Origin of the sequence: Halopseudomonas nanhaiensis (assembly GCF_020025155.1) — a bacterium.
GTDB classification, from domain to species: domain Bacteria; phylum Pseudomonadota; class Gammaproteobacteria; order Pseudomonadales; family Pseudomonadaceae; genus Halopseudomonas; species Halopseudomonas nanhaiensis.
Genome location: NZ_CP073751.1, coordinates 1,914,814 through 1,939,484 on the forward strand (window position 1 = coordinate 1,914,814; position 24,671 = coordinate 1,939,484).

16 protein-coding genes are annotated in these 24,671 nt (G+C 60.0%); 10 read left to right on the plus strand and 6 right to left on the minus strand.

Annotated elements, in window-relative coordinates; genetic code table 11:
* Positions 1–72 precede the first annotated feature (72 nt).
* Positions 73–1,143 carry an AI-2E family transporter gene (locus tag KEM63_RS08645; RefSeq protein WP_223650733.1) on the plus strand — a complete coding sequence of 357 codons (1,071 nt, stop codon included), beginning with the start codon at positions 73–75 and terminating at the stop codon, positions 1,141–1,143.
* Between the two features lie 44 nt (positions 1,144–1,187).
* Here KEM63_RS08645 and KEM63_RS08650 read toward each other — a convergent pair whose 3' ends face one another.
* Positions 1,188–2,396: an acyl-CoA dehydrogenase gene (locus KEM63_RS08650; protein WP_223650735.1), complete on the minus strand. Its 1,209-nt coding sequence runs from the start codon at positions 2,394–2,396 to the stop codon at positions 1,188–1,190.
* 179 nt (positions 2,397–2,575) lie between these two features.
* Here KEM63_RS08650 and KEM63_RS08655 point away from each other — a divergent pair, with 179 nt between their 5' ends.
* Positions 2,576–3,520, plus strand: coding sequence for a LysR family transcriptional regulator (locus KEM63_RS08655; protein WP_223650737.1), 945 nt, complete (start codon positions 2,576–2,578; stop codon positions 3,518–3,520).
* Positions 3,521–3,570: 50 nt separating this feature from the next.
* On the opposite strand, the gene KEM63_RS08660 is transcribed toward KEM63_RS08655, so the two are convergent.
* The 3 genes from KEM63_RS08660 to KEM63_RS08670 form a co-directional block, all read right to left on the minus strand.
* Complete coding sequence (locus KEM63_RS08660) at positions 3,571–5,031, minus strand: aminotransferase-like domain-containing protein (RefSeq protein ID WP_223650739.1); 1,461 nt, start codon at positions 5,029–5,031, stop codon at positions 3,571–3,573.
* A 139-nt stretch (positions 5,032–5,170) separates the two neighbouring features.
* Complete coding sequence (locus KEM63_RS08665) at positions 5,171–5,998, minus strand: substrate-binding periplasmic protein (RefSeq protein ID WP_223650741.1); 828 nt, start codon at positions 5,996–5,998, stop codon at positions 5,171–5,173.
* A gap of 77 nt (positions 5,999–6,075) precedes the next feature.
* The gene (locus KEM63_RS08670; RefSeq protein WP_223650743.1) at positions 6,076–6,687 is read right to left on the minus strand and encodes a MiaE family protein; all 612 of its coding nucleotides are present in this window, start codon (positions 6,685–6,687) and stop codon (positions 6,076–6,078) included.
* A gap of 160 nt (positions 6,688–6,847) precedes the next feature.
* Between KEM63_RS08670 and KEM63_RS08675 the strand changes: the two genes are divergently transcribed.
* The 5 genes from KEM63_RS08675 to KEM63_RS16960 all read left to right on the plus strand — a co-directional run bounded on the left by KEM63_RS08675 (position 6,848) and on the right by KEM63_RS16960 (position 19,459).
* A complete protein-coding gene (locus tag KEM63_RS08675) occupies positions 6,848–7,708 on the plus strand; it encodes a universal stress protein (protein ID WP_223650746.1) in 861 nt (286 codons plus the stop codon).
* Between the two features lie 308 nt (positions 7,709–8,016).
* Positions 8,017–10,611, plus strand: coding sequence for a bifunctional aconitate hydratase 2/2-methylisocitrate dehydratase (gene acnB / locus KEM63_RS08680; RefSeq protein WP_223655850.1), 2,595 nt, complete (start codon positions 8,017–8,019; stop codon positions 10,609–10,611).
* Between the two features lie 235 nt (positions 10,612–10,846).
* Positions 10,847–15,457 (plus strand): DUF6531 domain-containing protein, encoded by a 4,611-nt coding sequence (locus KEM63_RS08685; RefSeq protein WP_223650748.1) that lies wholly within the window; start codon positions 10,847–10,849, stop codon positions 15,455–15,457.
* A 1,153-nt stretch (positions 15,458–16,610) separates the two neighbouring features.
* Positions 16,611–17,942, plus strand: a complete 1,332-nt coding sequence (gene rimO, locus KEM63_RS08690; protein ID WP_223650750.1) for a 30S ribosomal protein S12 methylthiotransferase RimO — start codon at positions 16,611–16,613, stop codon at positions 17,940–17,942.
* 209 nt (positions 17,943–18,151) lie between these two features.
* On the plus strand, positions 18,152–19,459 hold the full coding sequence (locus tag KEM63_RS16960) for a methyl-accepting chemotaxis protein (protein WP_279346571.1): 1,308 nt from the start codon (positions 18,152–18,154) through the stop codon (positions 19,457–19,459).
* A gap of 12 nt (positions 19,460–19,471) precedes the next feature.
* Here the strand turns inward: KEM63_RS16960 and KEM63_RS08705 are convergent, their stop codons facing one another.
* Positions 19,472–20,320: an MOSC domain-containing protein gene (locus KEM63_RS08705; RefSeq protein ID WP_223650752.1), complete on the minus strand. Its 849-nt coding sequence runs from the start codon at positions 20,318–20,320 to the stop codon at positions 19,472–19,474.
* A gap of 119 nt (positions 20,321–20,439) precedes the next feature.
* Here KEM63_RS08705 and KEM63_RS08710 point away from each other — a divergent pair, with 119 nt between their 5' ends.
* Entirely contained in the window at positions 20,440–21,324 is an 885-nt protein-coding gene (locus KEM63_RS08710; RefSeq protein ID WP_223650754.1) for a mechanosensitive ion channel domain-containing protein, read from the plus strand.
* 73 nt (positions 21,325–21,397) lie between these two features.
* Here the strand turns inward: KEM63_RS08710 and KEM63_RS08715 are convergent, their stop codons facing one another.
* Positions 21,398–22,564 carry a baeRF3 domain-containing protein gene (locus KEM63_RS08715; RefSeq protein WP_223650756.1) on the minus strand — a complete coding sequence of 389 codons (1,167 nt, stop codon included), beginning with the start codon at positions 22,562–22,564 and terminating at the stop codon, positions 21,398–21,400.
* 419 nt (positions 22,565–22,983) lie between these two features.
* Here KEM63_RS08715 and KEM63_RS08720 point away from each other — a divergent pair, with 419 nt between their 5' ends.
* Both KEM63_RS08720 and KEM63_RS08725 read left to right on the plus strand, forming a co-directional pair.
* Entirely contained in the window at positions 22,984–24,252 is a 1,269-nt protein-coding gene (locus KEM63_RS08720) for a mechanosensitive ion channel family protein (protein ID WP_223650758.1), read from the plus strand.
* Positions 24,252–24,608 (plus strand): GFA family protein, encoded by a 357-nt coding sequence (locus KEM63_RS08725; protein ID WP_223650760.1) that lies wholly within the window; start codon positions 24,252–24,254, stop codon positions 24,606–24,608. The genes KEM63_RS08720 and KEM63_RS08725 overlap by 1 nt, the downstream gene beginning before the upstream one ends.
* Positions 24,609–24,671 lie beyond the last annotated feature (63 nt).

The window sequence follows — 24,671 nt, forward strand, 5'->3', positions numbered from 1 at the left end:
GCGGCCGTAGTCCATTGGCTTGAACGGCAAATGGGCGGCGCCCTTCGCCTGGACATTCACTGGAGGGGTTACATGGCAGAACAGGATCGCGCGCACCCGATGAAAGCCATTGCCCACCGCACTCTGGTCCGGTGCAGCGTGGCAGCCGCCGTGGTCGTGATGTTGGCGCTGTTCTGGCTGGCGTTCGATTTTTTCCTTCTGATATTTGCCGCAATCCTCTTCGGCGTGCTGTTTCACGGCGCCGGACAGGGCATCAGCAATCTTACCCACATGCCTTACGCTGCGGCATTGGCCACCTTCTTTGTGGTGCTTGCCGCCGTCCTGACTGGTGGGGTGTTCCTTCTGGCCCCCAGCGTGGTAGAGCAGTTCCACTCGCTCTCCGAGAGTCTTCCGAAAGCTTGGGACCAGCTGTCCAGCCGAGCCAGCGACTCGCGCTGGATGGAACTGGTGATGAGCCAGCGCGATACCATTCGCGAGGCGACCGAAACCACTGGCGTGGTGAGCACGGCAACCACCATCATGTCTTCGGTGTTTGGAGCGATTACCAGCTTTTTCATCGCGCTGATTATCGGGATCTGCTTCAGCCTGAACCCGTCAGTCTATCTGAATGGCTTCGTCAGCCTGCTGCCGCTGTCGTATCGGTCGCGAGGTCGTGAGGTTCTTCTCCATACCGGAGGCACGCTGCAATCCTGGCTGCTGGCAAAGCTGCTGGAGATGCTCGTGATTGGCGTATTCACCACCCTGGGCCTGTGGCTTATCGGCATTGACCTGGCGTTGGTTCTGGGCCTCATCGCCGGCCTCCTGTCTTTCATTCCCAACTTCGGGCCGATCATCTCGATCATCCCGGCCATCCTGCTCGCGTCACTGGACGGAATGAACACCGTTTTGTGGGTGCTGGGCCTGTACGCAGGCATCCAGGCAGTCGAAAGCTGGCTGCTGACCCCGTGGCTGCAGCATCGCATCGTCGAAATGCCGCCTGCCGTAACAATCAGCGTGCAGTTGCTGTTCGGCGTGCTGGCCGGGACACTCGGGCTGATCCTTGCCACCCCCCTCGCAGCCGCCGTGATGGTGTTGACCAATCAGCTGTATGTACGAGACGTGCTCGGGGATGAGTCTGTCGAGGACCCCTCTTCGGACGCATAAAAAAAGCCCGCCGAAAGCGGGCCTTTTTCATGCAGCTTGCGACCTTAGCGCGCCATGTACTGGCCCAGCTCGATCTTGCCGATGGCAGCGCGGTGTACTTCGTCCGGGCCGTCTGCCAGGCGCAATGTGCGCTGCATGGCGTACATGTGAGCCAGCGGAGTATCTTCCGACACGCCCGCGCCGCCGTGCATCTGGATTGCACGATCAATTACCCGCAGTGCCACGTTGGGTGCCACGACCTTGATCTGGGCGATCTCACTCTTGGCGACCTTGTTGCCGACCGTATCCATCATGTAGGCCGCCTGCAGGGTAAGCAGACGTGCCTGGTTGATTTCGATACGCGACTCGGCGATCAGATCGATGTTGCCGCCAAGCTGGGCAAGACGCTTGCCGAACGCTTCACGCTCTACCGAACGACGGCACATCAATTCGAGAGCCCGCTCCGCCGCGCCGATGGAACGCATGCAGTGGTGAATACGGCCTGGCCCGAGGCGACCCTGGGCAATTTCGAAACCGCGACCCTCACCCAGCAGCACATTGCTGTACGGCACACGGACGTTTTCCAGCAGAACTTCGGCGTGGCCATGAGGCGCATCGTCATAGCCGAAGACGGGCAATGGGCGAATGACCTTGACGCCGGGGCTGTCCATCGGCACCAGAATCATCGAATGCTGCTGGTGACGTGGCGCTTCAGGGTTGGTCAGACCCATGAAGATCATGATCTTGCAGCGGGGATCGCAGGCACCGGATGTCCACCACTTGCGGCCATTGATCACCCACTCGTCACCCTCGCGACGGGCATTGGCCTGCATGTTGGTCGCATCGGAAGATGCAACACCCGGCTCGGTCATGCCGAAGCAGGAACGGATTTCGCCGGCCAGCAGCGGCTTGAGCCACTTTTCCTTGTGCTCGTCATTACCGTAGCGAACGATGGTCTCCATGTTGCCGGTATCCGGCGCGCTGCAGTTGAAGGCTTCAGACGCCAGCCCCGAGCGACCCATCAGTTCGGCGAGCGGCGCATATTCAAGGTTGGTCAGGCCGGCGCCCAGGTCGGATTCCGGCAGAAACAGGTTCCACAGTCCGGCGTCACGCGCCTTGACCTTCAGCTCCTCGACGATGGCGGTAGGCTGCCAGCGATCGCCTTCAGCTACCTGCTTGTGGAAGATCGGCTCAGCGGGAAATACGTGCTCCTGCATGAACGCGTCGACGCGCTCACGCAATTCTTTAACCTTGGGGGAATATCCGAAATCCATAGTGGTTGGCCTTTGATGAGGTGACTTATTGAGTGCGACGAAAAAATGCTAGATGACGCAGACGAATAAATCGAACCTATTTTTCACGTGTATAAAGATTCATAAGCGATATATACTGAACGTCCCACACAAAGCGCCATGTCTCGTAAGTGAGTCATTTCTTTCGAAGGAAAACTGCGATGAACCTCAGCAAAGTCGACCTGAACCTGTTCATTGTATTCGATGCGATTTATACCGAGGCCAACCTCACGCGTGCCGGACAGATCGTCGGCATCACTCAGCCGGCAGTGAGTAACGCGCTCGCACGTCTTCGCGAAACGTTCAACGATCCGCTGTTCGTTCGTACTGCCCAGGGCATGGTGCCTACGCCCATGGCGCAGAACATCATTACGCCGGTGCGCAACGCGCTCCAACTGCTGCGGGTATCGGTGCAGGAAAGTCGCAGTTTCAACCCCGACCAGGCGACCAAGACCTACCGGATCAGCATGACCGATCTGTCCGAGGCTGTGATCCTGCCACATCTCGCGGCGCGGATTCGTCGCCTGGCGCCAAACGTCAATATAGACAGCTTCCTGACCAAGCGTCGCGAAACGACCAAGGAGCTGGCTGCCGGACGTCTTGATTTCGCAATCGATGCCCCGCTAAATACCGACACGCAGGTCAGACACGTCAAGCTCTTCGAGGACCGTTACGTCTGCGTGATGCGCAAGGGGCACCCGTTGTCCGGCAAGGAAAAAATCTCGCTGGACGAGTACCTGGCCCAATCGCACATTCATATTTCCAGCCGCCGTAACGGACTCGGGCACGTGGATCTGGCGCTGGGCAAGATAGGCCTTCAGCGCCGCGTCGTGCTGCGCTCACAGCATTACCAGATGGCGCCTCTGGTACTGGACTCCACCGACATGGTGATGACCGTCCACGAGCGCTTCGCCAAGCGTCACAGCCTGAACTGGGTAGAACTGCCGATCGACGACGTGCCGCCGATCGAAACGCATCTGTTCTGGCACGAGAGCACCGATCAGGATCCTGCCAACCGCTGGATGCGGGAACAGCTCATTGAACTGTCTCAGCAACTCGAACGCCGCGGCCTGCGCGAAAAACCCATTGCCTCGATGGCGTCCTGAATACACGCATCTGGCGCTGCCGCGTCAGATGCGCCGTCACCCTGACCTCGCTACGCTACTGCCTCTGCACTGACGGATTGATCACGCTGCTGCTCCTGCAACTGCTGCGCGGCCAGCAATCCGAGCGTCACGATGGCCCGCTCGGCATCGCGATCCCAGGGGATACCGCAGTTCAGGCGCAGGCAATGGTTGAATTGTTCGGTATTGCTGAAGACGACCCCCGGCGCAATGCTGATACCCCGCTCAAGTGCACGATTGAAAAGCAGCTGAGTATCTATTCCACCCGGCAGACTCAACCAGAGAATAAACCCGCCGCGCGGCCGTGTAATCTGGGTTCCCTCGGGGAAATGCTGCTGTACGGCCAGCTGAAAATTGCTGAGGTTCTTGCGGTACTCCTGGCGAATGTAACGCAGGTGTCGGTCATACCCTCCGTTCTCAAGATAGGCCGCCACGGCCATCTGGCTGACACTGCACGCCGAGAGCGTAGTGAAGGTTTGCAGCTTCTCGATCGCGTCTTGGTGCTTCCCTGCGATAACCCAACCGGTCCGCACACCCGGCGAGATGGTTTTCGAGAAGCTTGAGCAGTACAGGACGGTATCGGAACAGTCGAACGCCTTGAGCGCCTTCGAGCGGCCATGGTCGAACATGAGCTCGCCGTAGATATCGTCCTCGATGATCGGTATGGCCCGCTGCGCCATCATGCCGACAAGCTTGCGCTGCCGCGGTTCGGTCATGGTCGCGCCCATCGGGTTGCCCGCCCTGCTGGTGACGACCAGCGCCTTGATCGGCCACTTGTCTGCTGCTGCCTGCAGTGCTTCCAGGCTCAGACCTGTCTCCGGGTCCGTAGGGATCTCGATGACTTTCAAGCCAAGCAGCTCGCACAACTGCAGAAGACCGTAATAACTCGGCGACTCGGTTGCAATCAGGTCTCCGGGGGAGGTTACCGTGCGCAGACAAAGCTGGAGCGCCTCCACACAACCGTTGGTAATCACGATATCCGCCGGATCGACCACGGCGCCCGCGTCACGCATGCGAATGGCCACCTGCCGGCGTAGCGGCTCATACCCGGGGCTGAAGGTATAACTGAACGCCCGCTGGGCGTGAAAGCGGGTGACCTTGCTCATCTGCTGGTGCAACGCCCGCAATGGAAGAAATTCACTCGAGGGAACAGCCGCGCCCAGCGGGATCACGCCACTGCGCCGCGCCTGACTGAGAATCTGGCTGATGATGCCGCTGCGGGTCACCGCATAGGGTGGCTCGACGCGCGAGATCGAGGGCGTGGGTGCCGTCAGAGCGGGAGTCCGATGGACGTAGTACCCCGACTGCGGACGAGCGCGGATCAGACCCTGATCCTCAAGCGTGGCATAAGCCTGCAGTACCGTGGCATGACTCACGCCCTTCTGCGTGCTCAACTTGCGCACCGATGGAACACGCTCGCCGGGCTGGTAAAATCCTTTGTGAATGTCTTCAGCCAACTGCTGGGCAATCTGCTGGTATAAAAGACTGGCCATGTCGCTCTCCTGATCAGCTCCCTAGGCTAGCGCAGGCGAGCAGTTGGCGGCCCCGTACAGCTGCGTACGAAGATACCTGCACAGAATAGCAGCTGCTCAACTGTAAGGGTTCAGATGCGAAACCGAACAGACTGTTTCGTCAATCAGCCAGCTCGGATTCCGCATCAGGCAGCGCCGCATTGAAGCGCCCCGCCCAGCGATCACGGTACTTCTCGAACAGCCGGCGCGGCTCACCCTCCTGCGTGAGGCGATGCATGCCCTGTGCGAGGGCCGCGCGCAGTGCCGGGGAGTTGCAGGCCGAGTTGTGGGAGACTGCGAAATAGAGCCGCTCATTCATTACGGATCCGTCGAGGATATCGAGCTGGTCTGCCACACCAAGCTGCTCTGCGAGAGCAAGCCCCTGGTGCCGCTGGAACACCACATAATCAGCGCGGCCGTTGAGCAATCGCTGAAACGCCTGCTCTATGGTTTTCTCCTGGCGAAGGTCCAGATTGTCGCGCGCATAGGTATCGAACGCTCGGCCGAAGCGGGCGCCTGCCGCCGTCGCACCGCGCCGTTCACGCAGGTCATCCCAGCCACTGTAGGCAAAGGAGGCACCGCGCTTGACGAACAGGACACTCGGAACTTCGAGATAGGCCGGATGAACATAATCCATGTAACCGAGCCTGTCGGGGGTCAGGAAAACCCCGGCGAGCATGTCGATTCGACCACTGCGAACCTCATCCTCAGCAACGGAAAACGACGCCACCTTCAACGCTTCGACCTTTACCCCGCTGCCCTCCAATGTTCGTTCAAGCAGCTCGATAGCCGCGCCAGTCAGGCGTGTTGAATCATCAGGGTCGGTCCAGAGGACTGGAGGATACTGCGGATCACCCGTGACCACGATGCGCTCGCACGTGCCGGACGCAGCCACCGTACCGGCCATCGTCAACACCAACCCACCGACCATCCACCGAGCCCAGCGCATCGCACACCCCTTCACAGCTTGTCATTTTGGCAACTCGAGCGTCACCGGTTGCCTGGCAGTATAACTACTCCCCTGCCTCAGACCACCTCGACGGCAGCACCGCTATGAAAGCGAAATTCCTCATCGGGTTGCACCACCGCCAGCGCCTCGGCACGGGCGAAGAACTCGATCCGCTCGTCGAGGGGCCCATCTGCGTACTCTCGGGCCAGCTTGAGATAGTCCTGATAGTGCCGGGCCTCGGACTTCAGCAGCGAACGATAGAAACCACCGAGCTCCGAGTCGAGGTTCGGTGCGAGCTTGGCGAAGCGTTCGCATGACCGCGCCTCGATGAATGCGCCAACGATGAGCGTATCCACCAGCCGTCCCGGTTCGGTAGTCCGTACGTGCTGCCTTAACCGCTGCGCGTACTGGCTGGCAGACAGATTCCGGTAGACGATACCGCGCTTGTTCATGATCGCGGTGACCTGCTCGAAATGCCGCAGCTCTTCACGCGCCAGGCGTGACATTTTCTGCAGCAACCCGGGCTTGTCGGTGTAACGGAACATCAGATTCAGCGCGGTGGAAGCCGCTTTTTTCTCGCAGTTCGCGTGATCAATCAGCAATTCCGAGGGATGGTCCAGCGCCTGACTGATCCAGTTGTCGGGCGTTTCACAGTGCAGGAAGGCGAGCAGTTCGGCGGGCAGGGTCATCGGGCTCTCGGGTAACGCATCGGGAAAGGCAGCCATTATAACGAGGCCGACCGACATGGCGCACCCTGGAGCTTGACCCACATCAACAGCCGTTCTCAGAAAAACGACTACATTCTGGATAGGCTTTGAAGAACGCGACACACATCAAGGGAGATCCGCCATGCAAGCCGTCAAACGAATCCTGGTCGTCATCGACCCCAGCCAGACCGAGCAGATGGCGCTGACTCGGGCACGCCTGATCGCCGGCGTCATCGAATCCGAGTTGCATCTGCTGGTTTGCGAGAACCGCGACGACTACAAACCACTGCTGCAGAAGCTGGCGGGCGAACTGGAAGCGGACGGCCGCCGCGTCAGCGTATCCCAGCAGTGGCACGGCAACCTGACCGACACCATCATCCACGCCCAGCGTTGCGAGGGTTGCGGCCTGGTCGTCAAGCAGCACCTGCCCGACAATCCGCTGCGCAAGGCGCTGCTGACACCGGACGACTGGAAGCTGCTGCGATACTGCCCTGCTCCGGTTTTGCTGGTACGCAGCGTCGAGTCATGGATGCACGGCTCGGTACTCGCAGCTGTGGACCTGGGCAATCATGACGACCAGCACCATGTATTGCACGACACCATCGTCAGCCATGCTGCGGACATTGCCGAGATGATCAACGGCAAGCTTCACCTGGTCAGCGCTCACCCTGCGCCGATGCTGTCCGCCGCCGATCCGGTGTATCAACTGCGCGAGCGCATTGCGGCTCGGTACGCCGACGAGGCACAGAAATATATCGCCCAGTACGGCATGCCTGCAGAACAGGTCCACGTCGACGAAGGTCCGGCTGACACCTTGATACCGCGCGTCGCGCGTCGGATCGGTGCGAGCGTTGTCGTGATCGGTACCGTTGCACGCACCGGTATTTCCGGAGCACTGATCGGCAATACCGCAGAAGTGGTTCTAGACCAACTCGCCAGTGATGTCCTGGTACTCAAGCCGGATGACATGATTGCGCACCTTGAAGACATCCTCGAGAAGTAGCCGACAGGGCAGCACCTTCTGGTGCTGCCCTGGCTCCGGAAGCTGCCTGTCCGCTTCCGTCTGTCCCCTACCAAGGTTATAGACCCCTGCAACTTAACTTTACCGGGCGCTTACTGTAGAATCGGCGCGCCGTTAGGGCTGTGTGACAGGCGTTTGCCCGCAACCCCATTCGTATCTGCGTACCCAGTTACCCAGGTTGCCCCCCACCAGATTAGGGCTTGCGCTTGCACCCAACCTCATATCCGGCGCCATGGTCCGTGAGGATGACCGTTCCGTCACAAACGGAACAGACTGATGAGGGTATTACTGTGCTTGAAGCCTATCGCAAACACGTTGCAGAGCGCGCCGCCCAGGGCATCGTGCCTCAGCCGCTGAACGCCGAACAAACCGCTGGTCTGGTTGATCTGCTGAAGAACCCGCCCGCCGGCGAAGAAGAGTTTCTGCTCGACCTGCTGACCAACCGCGTTCCTCCGGGAGTGGACGAAGCTGCCTACGTCAAGGCCGGCTTCCTGTCTGCCGTTGCCAAAGGCGAAGCCACCTCCCCGCTGCTGACCAAACAGCGTGCTGTCGAATTGCTCGGCACCATGCAGGGCGGCTACAACATCGCCACTATGGTCGAACTGCTTGATGATCAGGAGCTCGCTCCTTTCGCCGCTGTGGAGCTCAAGCACACTCTGTTGATGTTCGACGCGTTCCATGATGTTGCCGAACGTGCCAAGAATGGCAATGCGCATGCACAGGGCGTGCTGCAGTCCTGGGCCGACGGCGAGTGGTTCGTCAACAAGCCTGCCGTGCCGGAAAAACTGAGCCTGACCGTCTTCAAGGTTCCCGGCGAAACCAACACTGATGACCTCTCCCCGGCTCCGGATGCCTGGTCGCGCCCCGACATCCCATTGCATGCACTGGCCATGCTGAAGATGGCTCGTGACGGTATCGTGCCGGACGAGCAAGGCGCCATCGGTCCGCTGAAGCAGATTGAAGAAGTCCGTTCCAAGGGCTTCCCGGTTGCCTATGTCGGTGACGTGGTCGGTACTGGTTCCTCGCGCAAGTCGGCCACCAACTCCGTTCTGTGGTTCTTCGGCGACGACATCCCCTACGTGCCCAACAAGCGCGCCGGTGGTTTCTGCTTCGGTTCCAAGATCGCTCCGATCTTCTACAACACCATGGAAGATGCCGGCGCCCTGCCGATCGAATTCGACGTCTCCGAGATGGAAACTGGTGACGTGATCGACGTCTACGTGTACGACGGCAAGGTGTGCAAGCACGGCACCGACGACGTCATCACCACCTTCGAGCTGAAAACCCAGGTTCTGCTGGACGAAGTCCGCGCTGGTGGCCGGATCCCGCTGATCATTGGCCGCGGCCTCACCGACAAGGCACGCGCCGAACTTGGTCTGCCGCACTCGGATCTGTTCCGCAAGCCCGAGCAGCCGGTGGACACCAAGAAGGGTTACACCCTGGCGCAGAAGATGGTCGGCAAGGCATGTGGCGTAGAGGGCGTACGCCCTGGCACCTACTGCGAACCGAAGATGACTACCGTGGGTTCGCAGGACACCACGGGCCCGATGACCCGTGACGAACTGAAGGACCTGGCTTGCCTGGGCTTCTCTGCTGATCTGGTCATGCAATCGTTCTGTCACACCGCGGCTTACCCCAAGCCGATCGACGTGACCACGCACCACACGCTGCCTGACTTCATCCACAACCGTGGCGGCGTCGCGCTGCGCCCGGGTGACGGCATTATCCACAGCTGGTTGAACCGCATGCTGCTGCCCGACACTGTCGGTACCGGTGGCGACTCGCACACCCGTTTCCCAATGGGCATTTCCTTCCCGGCCGGTTCCGGTCTGGTCGCCTTCGCCGCTGCCACCGGCGTCATGCCGCTGGACATGCCGGAATCGGTTCTGGTGCGTTTCAAGGGTGAAATGCAGCCCGGCATCACGCTGCGCGATCTGGTGCATGCAATCCCCTACTACGCGATCCAGGAAGGTCACCTGACCGTCGAGAAGAAAGGCAAGAAGAACATCTTCTCCGGCCGTATTCTCGAGATCGAAGGTTTGGATCACCTGACCGCCGAGCAGGCATTCGAACTGTCCGACGCCTCCGCCGAGCGCTCCGCTGCCGGTTGCACCATCAACCTGAGCGAAGAGTCGGTTGCCGAGTACCTGAAGTCCAACATCGTCCTGCTGCGCTGGATGATCGCCAACGGCTATCAGGACCCGCGTACCCTGGAGCGCCGTGCTCAGGCCATGGAAGCCTGGCTGGCTGATCCCAAGCTGATGAAGGCCGACCCGGACGCCGAGTACGCTGCCATCATCGAAATCGATCTGAGCGAAGTGAAAGAGCCCGTTCTCTGCGCCCCGAACGATCCGGACGATGCGCGTCTGCTGTCTCAGGTAGCTGGCGAGAAGATCGACGAGGTCTTCATCGGTTCCTGCATGACCAACATCGGCCACTTCCGCGCGGCCGGCAAGCTGCTCGAGAAGAACAAGGGTGCCCTGCCGACTCGTCTGTGGCTGGCTCCGCCAACCAAGATGGATCAGTTCCAGCTGACCGAAGAAGGCTACTACGGCATCTACGGCAAGGCTGGTGCGCGCATGGAAATGCCAGGCTGCTCGCTGTGCATGGGTAACCAGGCACGTGTGGCTGCCAAGTCCACCGTCGTATCCACCTCCACACGGAACTTCCCGAACCGTCTGGGTGATGGCGCCGATGTGTACCTGGCTTCTGCCGAGCTGGCTTCGGTTGCATCGATTCTGGGTCGCCTGCCGACCGTTGAGGAATACATGGGCTATGCTGCAGAGCTCAACAGCATGTCCAGCGATATCTATCGCTACATGAACTTCAACGAAATCGAGTCGTACCAGAAGGCCGCAGCGTCCATCCCGGTCGCTCAGGTCTAAGCACCACGCAATATCGAAAAGCCCCGCCTCGTGCGGGGCTTTTTCGTTGGGGTCATCAGGTCGTTAGGGATATCTGCCTTGGCCCGCAGGCTCCGGACCCCAGATATGTGACTCGCATCAGCTTTTCCCGCACTCACCGTTGCGCTTCGTCTCTTCGGCCAACACACTCCGGCCCGCACGCCAATGTTCCGCTGTCGTTGGTTCTCCATCTTTGAGTTAAAGACCGGGATCTACCATGACACGGAAGTTTGTCTCCCGCCGGCGTCCGCTCGCCGGTGCCACCTTCGTTGAATACCTGATCGTCGTCAGCGCCCTGATTGTCGTCGGCGTCATCGCCTTTTCCAGCTTCGGCTCCAGCAGCCGCCAGCATGTTGGACATATCTCCAAGGAACTGGCTGGCATGCCCGCGTCGATGGACGGCGGCAGTGCCGGTGGTGGGGGTTCGGGTTGGCCTGGTTCCGGTGGCGGATCAGGCTCAGGGAGCGGCTCGGGTTCAGGAACGGATGCGGGCAGCGGCGATGCCGGCGGCTCGGGTGGGGGCTCCGGCACCGTGGGCGGCGGTACCGGTGGGGGCGCAGACGGTTCGGGCGGTGGCGCTGGTGGCGGCACCGCATGGGATGATTTGCTCGGGGGCGGCAGTGGCGGCGGGCTCGATGGCGTGGGCGGTGGCGGCTCCTCCGGCTTCAACCCCGGCGGCGATCTGGGCGGCGGTATGGCCTGCTCGGTCGACACGGGTAATGATCAGAACGCCTCCCCCGCCGGCGGCAGCCCACCGACCTACACCCTGGTCGGCAACCCGATCAACATCGCGACTGGCAACAAGTACCAGCAGGAAGTCGATTACCAGGGCTCGGGTGAGTTTCCCCTCGCGTTCATCCGCGCCTACAACAGCCACGCCACCGACGAAGCCGGCAGCCTCGGCTCGGGCTGGCAGCACAACTACGAGCGGCGTATCACTGCTCACGATGACGGCCGCATGCGCGTGGTGCGTGAGGATGGCCGCCGGCACTATTTCCGCCAGGATGGCCAGCGCTGGATCGCCACCGACAACAACGTCGACACGTTTGAAGGGGTGTATCGCCAGGACGAGTTGCTCGGTTGGACCTACCGCCCCGGCACCGGTGGCGCCGAGCAGTACGATGCCCAGGGCCGCCTGCTGAGTATCGAGCACGTGCATGGACAGCGTCAGCAGCTTGAGTACAACGAAGAGGGCCAGCTGGCGAGCGTCAGCGATGCCTATGGCCAGCGCGTGCGCTTTCAGTACTCCGGCCAGCGTCTGGTGCGGGTCGATACGCCCGATGGTCAGGCGCTGCAGTTCGGGTATGACACCTTCAACGGTAATCTGCTCACCGTCACCCAGGGCAAACCGGGGCTGCTCGACCGGCTGCGTCGCTCGACACTGGACGGCCCGGCCCGCACCTACCATTACGAAGACACGGACTTCCCACACTACCTGACCGGCATCACCGATGAAGCCGGCCGCCGCTACGCCACCTGGGCCTATGACAACCTGGGCCGGGCGGTGCTGTCCGAGCACGGCCAAGGCGTGGAGCGCATCACGGTTGAGTATCTGGCCAACAAGACCTTCATCACCAACGCAGCCGGCAAGACCGCGACCTATCACCTGATCGAGCAAAAGGGCGTCAAACGCCTCAGTCGCATCGAGGGCGATGCCACCCCCTACTGCCCCGAGACCCAGCAGCGGCATATCTATGCCGACACCGGTTATCTGACCGCCGCCATCGATGCCGAAGGCCGCGCCACGCTGATGGAGCGTAACGAGCGGGGGCTGATCACCGAGCTGACCCAGGGCGTGTTGTGGCAGAACCAAGCGCCGGTGCTACAACCGGAGAGCCAGCGCATCGTCAGCGAATGGCACCCGCACAAGCCGCTGGTGACGCGCCGCACCTATTACAGTCTGGACGATGACCAGCAGTGGCAGCCCCAGCGCGAGACCTTCACGCACTATGACCAGCAGGACCGCCCGGAGGTCTACACCGAGGTCAACCTGAGCACCCAGCAGGTGCCCTACGCCACCCACGGTGACAGTCGCAGCTGGACCTACCAGTACAGCTATCATGACGATGCCAACACGCACCTGGCGCGCATCCGCATTACCGATCCGCGCAAAGCTCAGACCCAGTTGGATTACGACAAGCAGGGTCAGATGGTTCGTGTGACCAACGCTCTCGGCCACGTTACCCGCTATGACAACCACACCGCCCAGGGTCGCCCCGGCCGCATCACCGACCCCAACGGCCTGATCACCCAGCTGACCTACAACGACCGTGGCTGGCTGACCGGGATCAAACGCATCGGCAGCCATACCAGCCAGATGCAGATCGAGTATCTGGCCAACGGCCTGCCCTCTACCCTGCACCGGGAAAACGGTGACAGCCTGACGGTTACCTACAACGATGCCCGCCAGGTCACCAGCCTGACCAACAGCCTGGGCGAGCACATCGCCGTCACACCCAACGCCGTCAGTGGCGCCTGGGAAACGCTGTCGATTCAGAACGAAGAAGGTCAGGACGTGCTGGTCAAGCAGCGTCAGCTCGACGAGCTGGGCCGGGTCATTGCGCTGCTGGGCAATGCCGGCCAGCAGACCCGCGTGCAGTATGACAAGGCCGGCCTGCCGATCCGTATCGAGCAGCAGGCTGGCGAGGAACCCACCGGCCTGCTGACCACCGTGCAACAGTACGATGCCCTGGCGCGTCTGACCCAGACCCGCGACCCGGCCGACGGCCAGACCCAGTTCGGCTACGGCCCGACTGGGCAGCTCGACACCGTGATCGCCGCCAACCAGGCGACCACCCGCTACACCCGCGATGGGCTGGGACGGCTGCTGCAACTGGACAGCCCCGACACCGGTATCCAGATCCATCACTACGATGACGCCGGCCAGCTCAGCCGCACCCACCGTCCGGACCAGCCAGACCAGGACGTCCGCTACCACTACGATGCGCTCGGTCGCCTCACTCGCATCCAGTACAGCGATCCAGGCGAAGACATCACCTACACCTACGATCAGAACGACGAAGCTCATGGCGCTGGCATCGGTCGAGTGACCCGCATCACCAGCCGCCACAGCCAGATCGACTACCGCTACGATGCCCACGGCAACCTACTGGTCGATGCCCGGAAGATAAAGGTGGGTGGGCACACCCATGAGCAAACGATCACTTACAGCTACACGAACGGCAACCAACTGGCGTCGATCACCTACCCCAACGGCCAGACCGTTCGGTACGACTATGAGAACGGCCGCCACAGCCAGGTCACGCTGGGAACCGAGCAAACCGATACCCCGCTGATTACCGACATCACCCACCGCCCCTTCGGCAGCATGGACAGCTGGACCTATGGCAACGGCCTGACCCAGACGCTGGAGCATGACCTGGATGGCCGCATCACTGCGGTCAACGTTCAAAACGAAAACAACGAAGCCGTCTGGCAGCAGGCTTACGAGTATGACCGACTGAACAACATCACCGGCATCGAGCGCAGCGAAGGCCAACGGACTTACCAGCAGCAGTTCGGCTACGACCTGCTGCAGAGGCTGATCATGGATCAGGGTCCCTACGGGCAGCAGCGCTTCGACTATGACGAAGTCGGCAATCGACTGACCCAGCGCTACACCAGAAGCGACGAGAACCACATCGGCGAGCCGGACGAAGCAAAAGAAGAGCTAACCAGGTACTTCTACGCACCCGCCAGCAACCGGCTGCTCGGCACCAATGAAAAAGACATCGTTCTTGACGCAGTCGGCAACACGCTACTGGAGCGCAACGACACGATCCGCAGCTACGACTATAACGCCCAGAACCGCATCAGCGCGTATCGGGAGAACGGCCGACTGAAGGCCCGCTACCACTACAACGCGCTTGGCCAACGCATCCACAAGGCGGTACTGCAGCCGGACGGCGGCGAGGCGCATACCCTCTTCCACTACGATCAGCAGGGTCAACTGCTGGGCGAGACCCGCCTGCAGATCAGCGGAGCGTCAGATCACGAGCAAGCGGCGAACACCCAGAACATCGTCTGGCTCCAACTGCGGCCATTGGTAGCGATCGACACTAACCGATACGAAGCCTCTAACATCGCCTGGCTTCATAGCGATCACTTGCTCACGCCGCGGACCGCGACCGATTTGAATCAAGCGATCATCTGGAGATGGGGTAGTGATGCTTTTGGCGCCGTAAGAGGGGAAAGTCTAAGCTCCCCACAAGAACTTCAGTTATCCCTATATCTAAGATTCCCGGGGCAGTACTTTGATAAAGAGACGGGGTTGCACTACAACTACTATAGGGACTATGACCCGGCGGCAGGAAGGTATCTACAGAGCGATCCGATTGGGTTGCGGGGTGGACTCAACACATTTTCTTACGTTAGCGGCAATCCACTGACATTTTTGGATCCGCTGGGCTTAGCGCGGTTTGGGTTTAGACCATTAGAAGGGCAAGAACAACTCTATGACGCTCCCGACGGGAGCAGTAATCATCATTTTGCTCATGAGCAGTTATGGTTTGATGACATTCCCAATGAGAATGTTGGTTTTTTCTCTGGTGATGGAGAAGGTTTCGGGCCAGTGGTGTGCGGCGAATTCGGCAACGTCAGAAGTGATGAAGGACATACACGAGATGAATATGATTTTATTGGGCCTACGTACGACGACGATATTATGCGTCAAGCTCTAAATAACATTCGAGACGACTGGAATGGCAGCACATACTGCCTTGCAGGGCGCAACTGTCAACATTTTTCTGAGGCACTGAGAGTTGAATACGATCGCATTATCAACCCACCCCAGTGTCGGATGACTCGGAGAGGCCTACGGTGCAACTGATTTCTTTCGAGGCATTAAAGCGAAGTAAAAAAAGGAGATTGATAGGGATTTCGATACTGTTATTTCCAATAATCCCTGCGCTTTTAATGAGGCTTGATTCATCTTATGGTTTGATATGGGCGTTTTTGGATACAATCTATTATTCTCCGTTATCCAGCTTAATCGGGAGCCCATTTTTTTTTCGCACTGAGATCGGTTTCATGCCAAGCATACTGGGTCGACTACTTACCTTTTTAATATATGCATTTATTTTGTCGTTCGTCATGCGAATGAGTCACAAAACATCAAATCAGCCAAGCAACTCAAAAAAGACCTGAGATATGTTTTACGCATGCTTCTTCCAAAAATAATGTTGATTTACGTCGCACCCAGTATTACAGAATATTGGGCCTCTATGAGTCATCAGATAGGGATGCGCGTCGCGGTTGCGGGCACCATATTATTCGCACCTTTCGCTTTAGGAGCATTATTAAACTGGCTGAATTTCCAACCAGTCGGATTTATAGCTAGCCATTTATCCGCAGATGGTAATTTTCGGTCCTGCCGATTATCTAGTCAGCAGCAGAACCGCGGGTATCGGGGTGTCACTCCTTTTTTGGACAGGCGTTTTCTGGACGTCGCTAGTCATAGCCAAAAAACAGAGAGTGCTGGCCTGGAGTTTTGTATTCCTGCTTGTTTCCGTCATTTTAGTTGTCGGCGCCCATTCGGTTTTCAGCTTGTTGGGTAGAAGCCTATCCATCGATACCATTTGAACGTCGCCTTGAACAGAATGCCCTGCAGGCCAATCACAAAGCCCTGCTGCTTGGACAGGTTTGACAGATACAGAAGCGAAAGTAGCTCATACACAGTGAAGCCAGTCCTTTGAAGCCTCGACAACCAACCGACTCACGCTTCAGCGGAACGCGTAGCTACTGATACAGCACCCTGGACCGGGAGAGCGAGGACTGAGAAACAGACGATTGACTAGCGCTAGCAGAACAACGGGTTCGGTCTGCGCACAGACAAGGCGGCACCGATCGCTTTGTTCACTGTTCCAATCGTCGGGAAACCCCGCCGCCGAGACCAACGGCAGGCCCGTAGTCTGGCAAGGTGCCACTGCGGCGGATAGAATACGCGCTCTTCGCCACCGCCGTGTCTGTCCCCAGAGGTTTTCATGTCCAAACTCCCGTCGACCAACCCCAAAGTCGGCTTTGTCAGTCTCGGCTGCCCCAAGGCCTTGGTCGATTCAGAGCGCATTCTCACTCAGCTGCGTACCGAAGGGTATCAGGTAGTCGCGACCTATCAGGACGCCGACGTGGTGGTGGTCAACACCTGCGGATTCATCGATTCGGCCAAGGCGGAATCGCTGGATGCCATCGGCGAGGCTATCGCGGAAAACGGACGCGTGATCGTCACGGGTTGCATGGGCGTGGAGGCGAGTGTCATCCGTGACGTGCACCCGAACGTTCTGGCTGTGACGGGGCCGCAGCAATATGAACAGGTGGTGAACGCAGTGCACGATGCGGTGCCGCCGCGCGCCGATCACAACCCGCTGATTGATCTGGTGCCACCGCAGGGCATCAAGCTGACGCCCCGCCACTATGCCTACTTGAAGATTTCCGAAGGCTGCAACCATAGCTGCAGCTTCTGTATCATCCCATCGATGCGCGGCAAGCTGGTCAGCCGTCCGGTCGGCGATGTACTCGGCGAAGCGGAGCGGTTGGTCAAGGCCGGCGTCAAGGAACTACTGGTCATCTCCCAGGACACCAGCGCCTACGGCGTCGACATCAAATACCGTACTGGGTTCTGGAACGGCCGTCCGGTGAAGTCGCGTATGACGGAAATGTGCGAGGCGCTAAGTGAGCTCGGCGTGTGGGTCCGGCTGCATTATGTCTATCCGTATCCCCACGTCGATGAACTGATCCCGCTGATGGCTGCAGGCAAGATCCTGCCGTATCTCGACATTCCCTTCCAGCATGCCAGCCCCAAGGTCCTGAAAGCGATGAAGCGGCCGGCATTCGAAGACAAGACCCTGGCACGCATCAAATCGTGGCGCGAAATCTGTCCCGAGCTGACCATTCGCTCCACCTTCATCGTGGGCTTTCCGGGCGAAACCGAAGAGGATTTCCAGTATCTCCTGGACTGGCTGACCGAGGCGCAGCTCGATCGCGTCGGATGCTTCAAATACTCCGCGGTAGACGGCGCACCCGCCAACGAGCTGGCCGATCCGGTCTCGGAAGATGTGAAGGAGGATCGTTGGGAGCGCTTCATGGCGCACCAGCAGGCGATCAGCGCCGCACGCCTGCAGCGCAAGGTAGGCCAGACGATGGACGTACTGATTGACGAAGTCGATGAAGATGGCCCCATCGCCCGCTCAATGGCTGATGCCCCCGAAATCGATGGTGCGGTTTATATCGATACGGATGATCCGCTCAAGCCTGGCGATATGGTGAAGGTGATCATCACCGATGCCGACGAGTATGACCTGTGGGCTCGCCTCGCCTGAGGCATTCGCAGGTGCACCAGACCACCTCGCCCGGGCCCCTCCGGGCGAGTGAATCGTCCAGCCACGTCCCCTGTTATAAACCGTTCGTCATTGCGCCAGCGATTGTACAGCCGCGCAAAAAGGAACAGTTTTTCTATACAAATATTGTACGAACCTTTCATGATGGCTATTGTCTATCGCCGTGCCATCACGAAACGGACGTCTCCTCCATGTTCAATCGCCGCATCAAGATCGAACTGCAGTCCAGTCAGCTGGAACTCAACGCCTATAAAGCCATGCTCGATGCAGTGCGTCGGCACGTGGCCGTCATTGAATTCACGCCAGACGGGGTGATTCTGGATGCAAATGAGCTCTTCCTGCAGCTGACCGGCTATTCCTTCTCCCAGCTTGAGGGCAATCACCACCGCCAGCTTTGCTCGGCGGAGGTGGGTACCTCGCTGGCGTATCGGCAGTTCTGGAATGACCTGTCCCGCGGCAAGGCGCATGCGGGCACATTCGCCCGCATCGACGCCAGAGGGCGTGCACTGTGGCTGGAAGCCACGTATTTCCCTGTTCTCGATGAAGACAGGCGTGTCATCAGGATTCTCAAGATCGCCAACGACGTTACGGAGCAGCACGTGAAAGCCCAGGGTCAGCAGGCAATTATCGATGCCCTGCACAGGTCGCTGGCCGTGATCGAGTTCACGCCTGCCGGCGAAATCGTCGATGCCAACCAGAATTTTCTGGATACCGTCGGCTACTCGATCGAGCAGATTCGCGGCAACCATCACCGGATGTTCTGTCCCGATTCGTTCACACGCAGCCATCCGGATTTCTGGAAAGAGCTCGCAGACGGTCAGTTCAAGTCGGGCCGTTTCGAGCGAAGAAACAGCCGAGGCGAGACGATCTGGCTGGAAGCCACCTACAACCCGATCATCGATGAGCGCGGCGTCACAACCCGGGTGGTCAAGTTTGCGACCGAGATCACCGAGCGTGTTGAACAGGCGCTGGCCGTCAGGCAGGCGGCCGAGGTCGCAAGCAGCACGTCAGAAGAAACCGCACAGATTGCCCTCCAGGGCATGACCTCGCTACAAGCCAACGTGGAGACTTCCGCACGTATAGCCGATCAGGTTACCGAGGCCACTACACTCATCGAACAGCTCAACAGCCAGTCGAAAAGTATCGAGGACATCGTCGCTACGATCAGCGCGATCGCCGAGCAGACCAACCTTCTTGCACTGAACGCCGCCATCGAAGCGGCTCGTGCCGGCGAGCAGGGTCGCGGCTTTGCGGTCGTGGCAGACGAGGTGCGTCAGCTCGCGGCGCGGACGAGCAAATCAACGTCGGAGATCGCCGAGGTCGTGCATCGCAACCGCGACCTGACCCAGCACGTGACCAGCCGCGTGCAGGCGGTAAGCCAATCGGCGGAGGACGGTCGCCTGCGCATCAACGAGGTCGCTTCGATCATGGATGAAATACACCAGGGCGCCGAAAATGTATGCAGAACCGCTTCCCGGCTGCTTGAGTCACATGCCTAGCCCCACATTACATCAGTCGCACCACACCTGCTCGCCCCGTTGCACGAGGCCGGCCTGAGCTGTCTGGCCGTATACGCCGACGTTTTGCTCGGCGTGCCTCACGACAGTGCGCAGCACGCGGGTGTCAGCCCCGAAATCGCGCTGCGCCCGAGTGATAGCACCACAGCGTGGTGCCGGCGCGGTACATTTCACAGTGGCTCCGCCCAGGCGCAACGTGCGGCCGATCCACTCCTGCTCGGGGAAGCCTGCGAAGTCGGCCGTGGTCTCTATCACAAGGTTGGGCCGGAAGCGCCTTACGTCCCAGTCAGCCTCCTCGCGTAGTTGAGCCAGGCGTTCCAGGGACGCTGTCGTGACGATGTGAAGCGGGGCTACCAGAAAGAACGTGCCGGGTGAGACGACAAAATCGGCCACCGATGGCGGCAGGCCGTCCAGGTCTGGCAGAGGTTCGCCCTCCTCCCGATCAAAGGTCGCCTTGAGCTCGTCCAGCCAACCATTCGCACCACCGTGATACCGGCGAAATCGATCGAGCCCTTCGTTAGACTGCAAGGGCTCCAGCCGCGACGCGTGCCCGACCAGCGCCGACAATCGTTCACCAAGACCCGGGTCGTTGCAGCTGAGCCTCTCGCCAGTTGGCAGCTCGACGAGCGGAACGGTAGACCCGGGCTCATGACTGGCCGTGCAGCGCAGCAGATCCGGTCTGAACTTGCAGCTCTGTATTTCGTCACGGAGGACGTCGCGTACGGCCCACTCTCGGTCACCGTCCACACCGACGTCGGTCAGTCGGGAACTCCCGACACGTTCACCACCCATTCCCTTGACCGGATAGCGCCAGATTTCCTTGATCGTTCCTACTAATCGCATCGCAACACTCCCTACCATCGATCGGTTATCGCTAACACTGCATCTTCAATGCCAGCATGCGTTGACGGGTCGCGCGCCGCGCAGGATCATGGGTGTCAATCCGTTAGACAGGACTCCAGATGCTCGACAATTTCGTATGGCCGCCCACCGTCCAGGTGCCCGATAGCCTGCTTGGTCTGCTGATCAACTCTCTCATTCTCGTCGTCACCATCGGGATCCTGCGTGCCCTGAGTGCGCGATTCATTCGACGAACCGTGCAGTCAGCCGAATTGAGAGGCCGCTGGCTGGTCAACTCGCGCAACGGGTTTCTGCTGTTGCTGCTGCTCGGTCTGGTGATCATCTGGGGCGATGAGCTCAGAACGCTGGCCCTTTCCATTGTGGCGATCGCGGTAGCGTTCGTGGTGGCAACCAAGGAGCTGATCCTGTGTCTGACCGGGTCCCTTCTGAAGAGTGGCTCTCGCTCATTCAACCTTGGTGACCGTATTCAGATAAAGGAATTTCGCGGAGACGTGATCGATCAGAGCCTGCTCGCTACCACCATCCTGGAGGTCGGACCCGGGAAAACCATGCATCAGCGCACCGGCCGCGTGGTGGTCATCCCGAATGCGTTGTTCGTTTCCGAGCCGGTGGTCAATGAGAGCTTTACCGAGGAGTACGAGTTTCACGTATTCACGGTGCCATTCAAGCGAGAGGATGACTGGCAGGCAGCGCAGCAAGCCTTGCTTGCCGCCGCCAATCGACATGCTCAACCCTATCTTGAGCAGGTTCGCCGGCACATGAAACGGGTCAGCTCACAGCGCGGACTGGCTGTACCCTCGGTGGATCCGAGAGTGACCATCCAGGTTCCGGTTGCCAGTGAGCTGCATCTGGTGGTCCGGCTTCCCGTCAAGCCGGGCCAGCGCGGCGCACTGGAACAGGCCATCCTGTCTGAAGTGTTTTCCGCGCGCAGCTATGCGGCGGCCAATGTCGACACGGAAGAGGCGCCCGAGGAGACTCACCACTGATCACATTCGCATCCGGTAGTGAGTCTTTCAGTCACCCACGCGGCCGACGGCAAGCACGCCGGCCGCTGACGGGTCAGAAGCGGTACATGGCCGCTGCACCGGTGCTTACCGGCATCTGATCAGCGGGCAGAACGATCACTTCGCCACCGTTCTGCAATACCTGCGGAATCAGTTGATCCAGCACATCGTATCCGTCTTCCTCACCGGTCCCGTTCACGTGTACCTCCCCGCTCTGCTGATCGAGCTCGCCGGGAATTACCCGTTCGGCTTCCACCAGCAACGTTGAAACCCGACCCGCCACCGCAGCCTGACCGATGTCCTCGACGCGATCCGACGCAAGTCCCTGCCCGCTTGAGGCGCCGTACTGATCGACGATGCCATCGAGCCGCTGACGATACTGGCGCGACATCACCTCCCAACTGCGCTTGCGCAACTGGTCGACGTCCAGGGAGGAAGGGTCAATGTCGACCCCCTGCTCGACCAGATGCTGATTTCGGGTCGCGGCTCGGAATACCGACTGGTTTTCCGGTAGCGCTACCAGCAACAGCGGCAGGTTGCCCGGGTTGGAGTAGTTTTCGGAAATCGCTGAGTCAACCTTCCGAAAGAATCGATCGCGATCAAGATCGATCTCATCCTGCTTTCCGCTGCCACCGGCCTCGTGCATCATCGGGTCGCCCCGTTCGGATGCCATGCTGTAACCACCGGGCTTCCCGCTTTGCGTGGCCTCGGTGAGATCGCCCCCCAGCGCCTGAATCTGATTGCGAGGCACTTCATCGACCAGCTCAATCTCATCCAGCACGTCGCGGTTGCCCTCGAACAGCCGCACCTCGTCCCGCGCCAGGCATAGCACCTGGAAACGATCGGCTGACTGGGCGATACGCAACAGTGGCTTCAGGTAGGGACGAACGTCGACAGAGGCAATTTCCGGCACCCGACGCTGCAGTGCAAATACGCGAAAGAAATGTTCACCGCCGAGTACCGCCAAGCCGTCACGCTGGTAAACCCAGAAGTCGCGATCCTCCAACAGCGCCTCGAACGGCTCAAGCAGCGCATCCTGATCGGCCTGTGGATATCGGGATGCGAGTGCGCCTCGTAATTCGCGAAGCAGATTCTTGTACCGTATCGGGTCCTGTTCTCTCTCCGGTACGCTGCGATGGGTCGGCATGTACACCGACAGACAAATTTGCTCGTCGAGCTTGACCAGATCGGTCAGGGTATCTCGGGTGATGGGATCGTTCATGGCAGTCTCCTCGTCAGTCATGGGAAAGACACGCTTCAGCTCCTGCCGTATCCGCGCTGCGGCGCGGCTCCGTTTGCTGCGTTGGTTACCGATTCAGGTAGTCAGCTCATAGAGTTACGACGTATCTCCCAGCCTTGAGTTCAAGCGAGCCGGGGCAGCGCAGCGCACCCAGACGGCGGCCAGGCCGCTGCAGCGAAGCCCAGGCTAACCGGTCGCTCGTCACCTTCAATGAACGCCTGTATCGACTGTCAGGCTAAACCCATACCCCCGCCGGAACCGTCCCCTTGGCGTATCACGCCCCCGGGGCTTGGGTCGGGCGTCCGCCATCCGACGGAGCGAATCGACGTCGGGGCAGTCCCAATAGCAACCTTTAACAAAACTGTTGCCTGCAACACGGCAGCAGCGGGACCGACTAACCAATGACCAAACGCGTTCTACTTTTCTGTTTCGTTCTGCTCTGCTCGGTTCATTCGGCCCTGGCCGATACCGGCCGGGCGACCGTGAGGCTCGATGCTCGCGCGCTGTTCCAGGTAGATGGCGCAACGCAGGAAGCTGCGCGGGAGCGTGCAGACGCAATCGAAAAGCGGTTGAACCGCATACTCGAAACGCCGGCCAACATCAGCCCGGTGACGATTGCCACGGAGGGCGAGCGTCGCATTCTCAGCGTCGCTGGCCGTCCCGTGGTGGAGATATCGCCGGAGGATGCGACCGAGCATCTCACTGACATCGATCAACTGGCCGTTACCTGGCGAGACGCCATCGACGGCGCGCTGACCCGCGGCGGGGAAAGGCGCACCTCAACGTGGCGCCGCTTTAGCACCGAGACCCAGGCCAGCGTCGAGACCGCCTTTGCCCGCATGCTGGAGACTGCAATCACGGTTGTCCCGCGCCTGCTCGCTGGCGTGTTGGTGTTATTGCTGTTCTGGGCGTTCGCATCGGCGGTGAGATGGATCACGCGTCTGGTACTGCGCGGTCTGATCTCGGACCTGACTGTAGAAAACCTGATCAAGCAGATCACCTACTATTCCATCTGGGCAATAGGCATCATCGTTGCCACCAGCGCGCTGGGGTTCGATCCGCAGGCGCTCGCAACCGGCCTGGGCCTTACCGGCGTCGCGCTTGGTTTCGCCTTGAAGGACATTCTCTCCAACTTCGTGTCCGGGCTCCTGATCCTGCTCATGCGCCCGTTCGAGATCAACGATCAGATCGTCATCGGCCCCACCGAGGGCAGTGTCGAGCGCATTCTTCTGCGCGCCACGCAGATTCGCACCTACGACGGCCGCGCCGTGCTGGTACCGAACAGTGAAGTGTTCACGTCCCGAGTAACCAACAATACCGAGAGCCCCGTCAGGCGAGGCAGCGTCGCCGTACCGGTCGGCTACGAGGTGGAGCTGAAGACCGCGGTGGAGACTATACTGGACGCCGCTCTGGCGGCCGAAGGCGTCCTCGCCACACCGGCGCCCACCGTCCGGATCACCGAGCTCCAGGACAGTATTCATCTGGAAGCGCGTTTCTGGGCGGATTCGCGCCGCAGCGACTTCGTCCTGACAGCCTCGAATGTACGGCGAGGCATTGTGCAGGCGTTTCGCGCGGCCGGGATCGGACTCCCGGAACCAGGCGTAAGAGTGCTCGTGCCGCGGCCACCCGATGCATTCAAACCGGACACGAACAGCAAGGAGGAATCCTGATGTACAGCGGACAGTGCTTGTGCGCCAAGGTGCGCTTTCATATCGAGGGAAACCTGGAGCCGATTCAGGTTTGCCATTGCTCACAATGTCGCCGAGCCCAGGGCGGACCCTTCGCCACCAATATCCCGGTGGACGAGTCGTGCTTCACGCTCGTCTCGGGGGCGGATTCGCTCACTGAATTCGAATCGTCTCCAGGAAAGCGCCGGGTGTTCTGTCGCACCTGTGGGTCACCGATTTACAGCAGGAAGGACGCGCTGCCCGGCGTACTGCGCATTCGGGCGGTCTGCTCGAAGGCGATCTTCAGACCCGGCCGCTGGCGCATTTTTTCTACGGTTCTCGAGCCAGCTGGTGGGTAATCGAGGGTGAGCTGCCTCGGTTCGACGGGCCCTACAGGCCCGCCTCCGAAGACAGCGATTAGC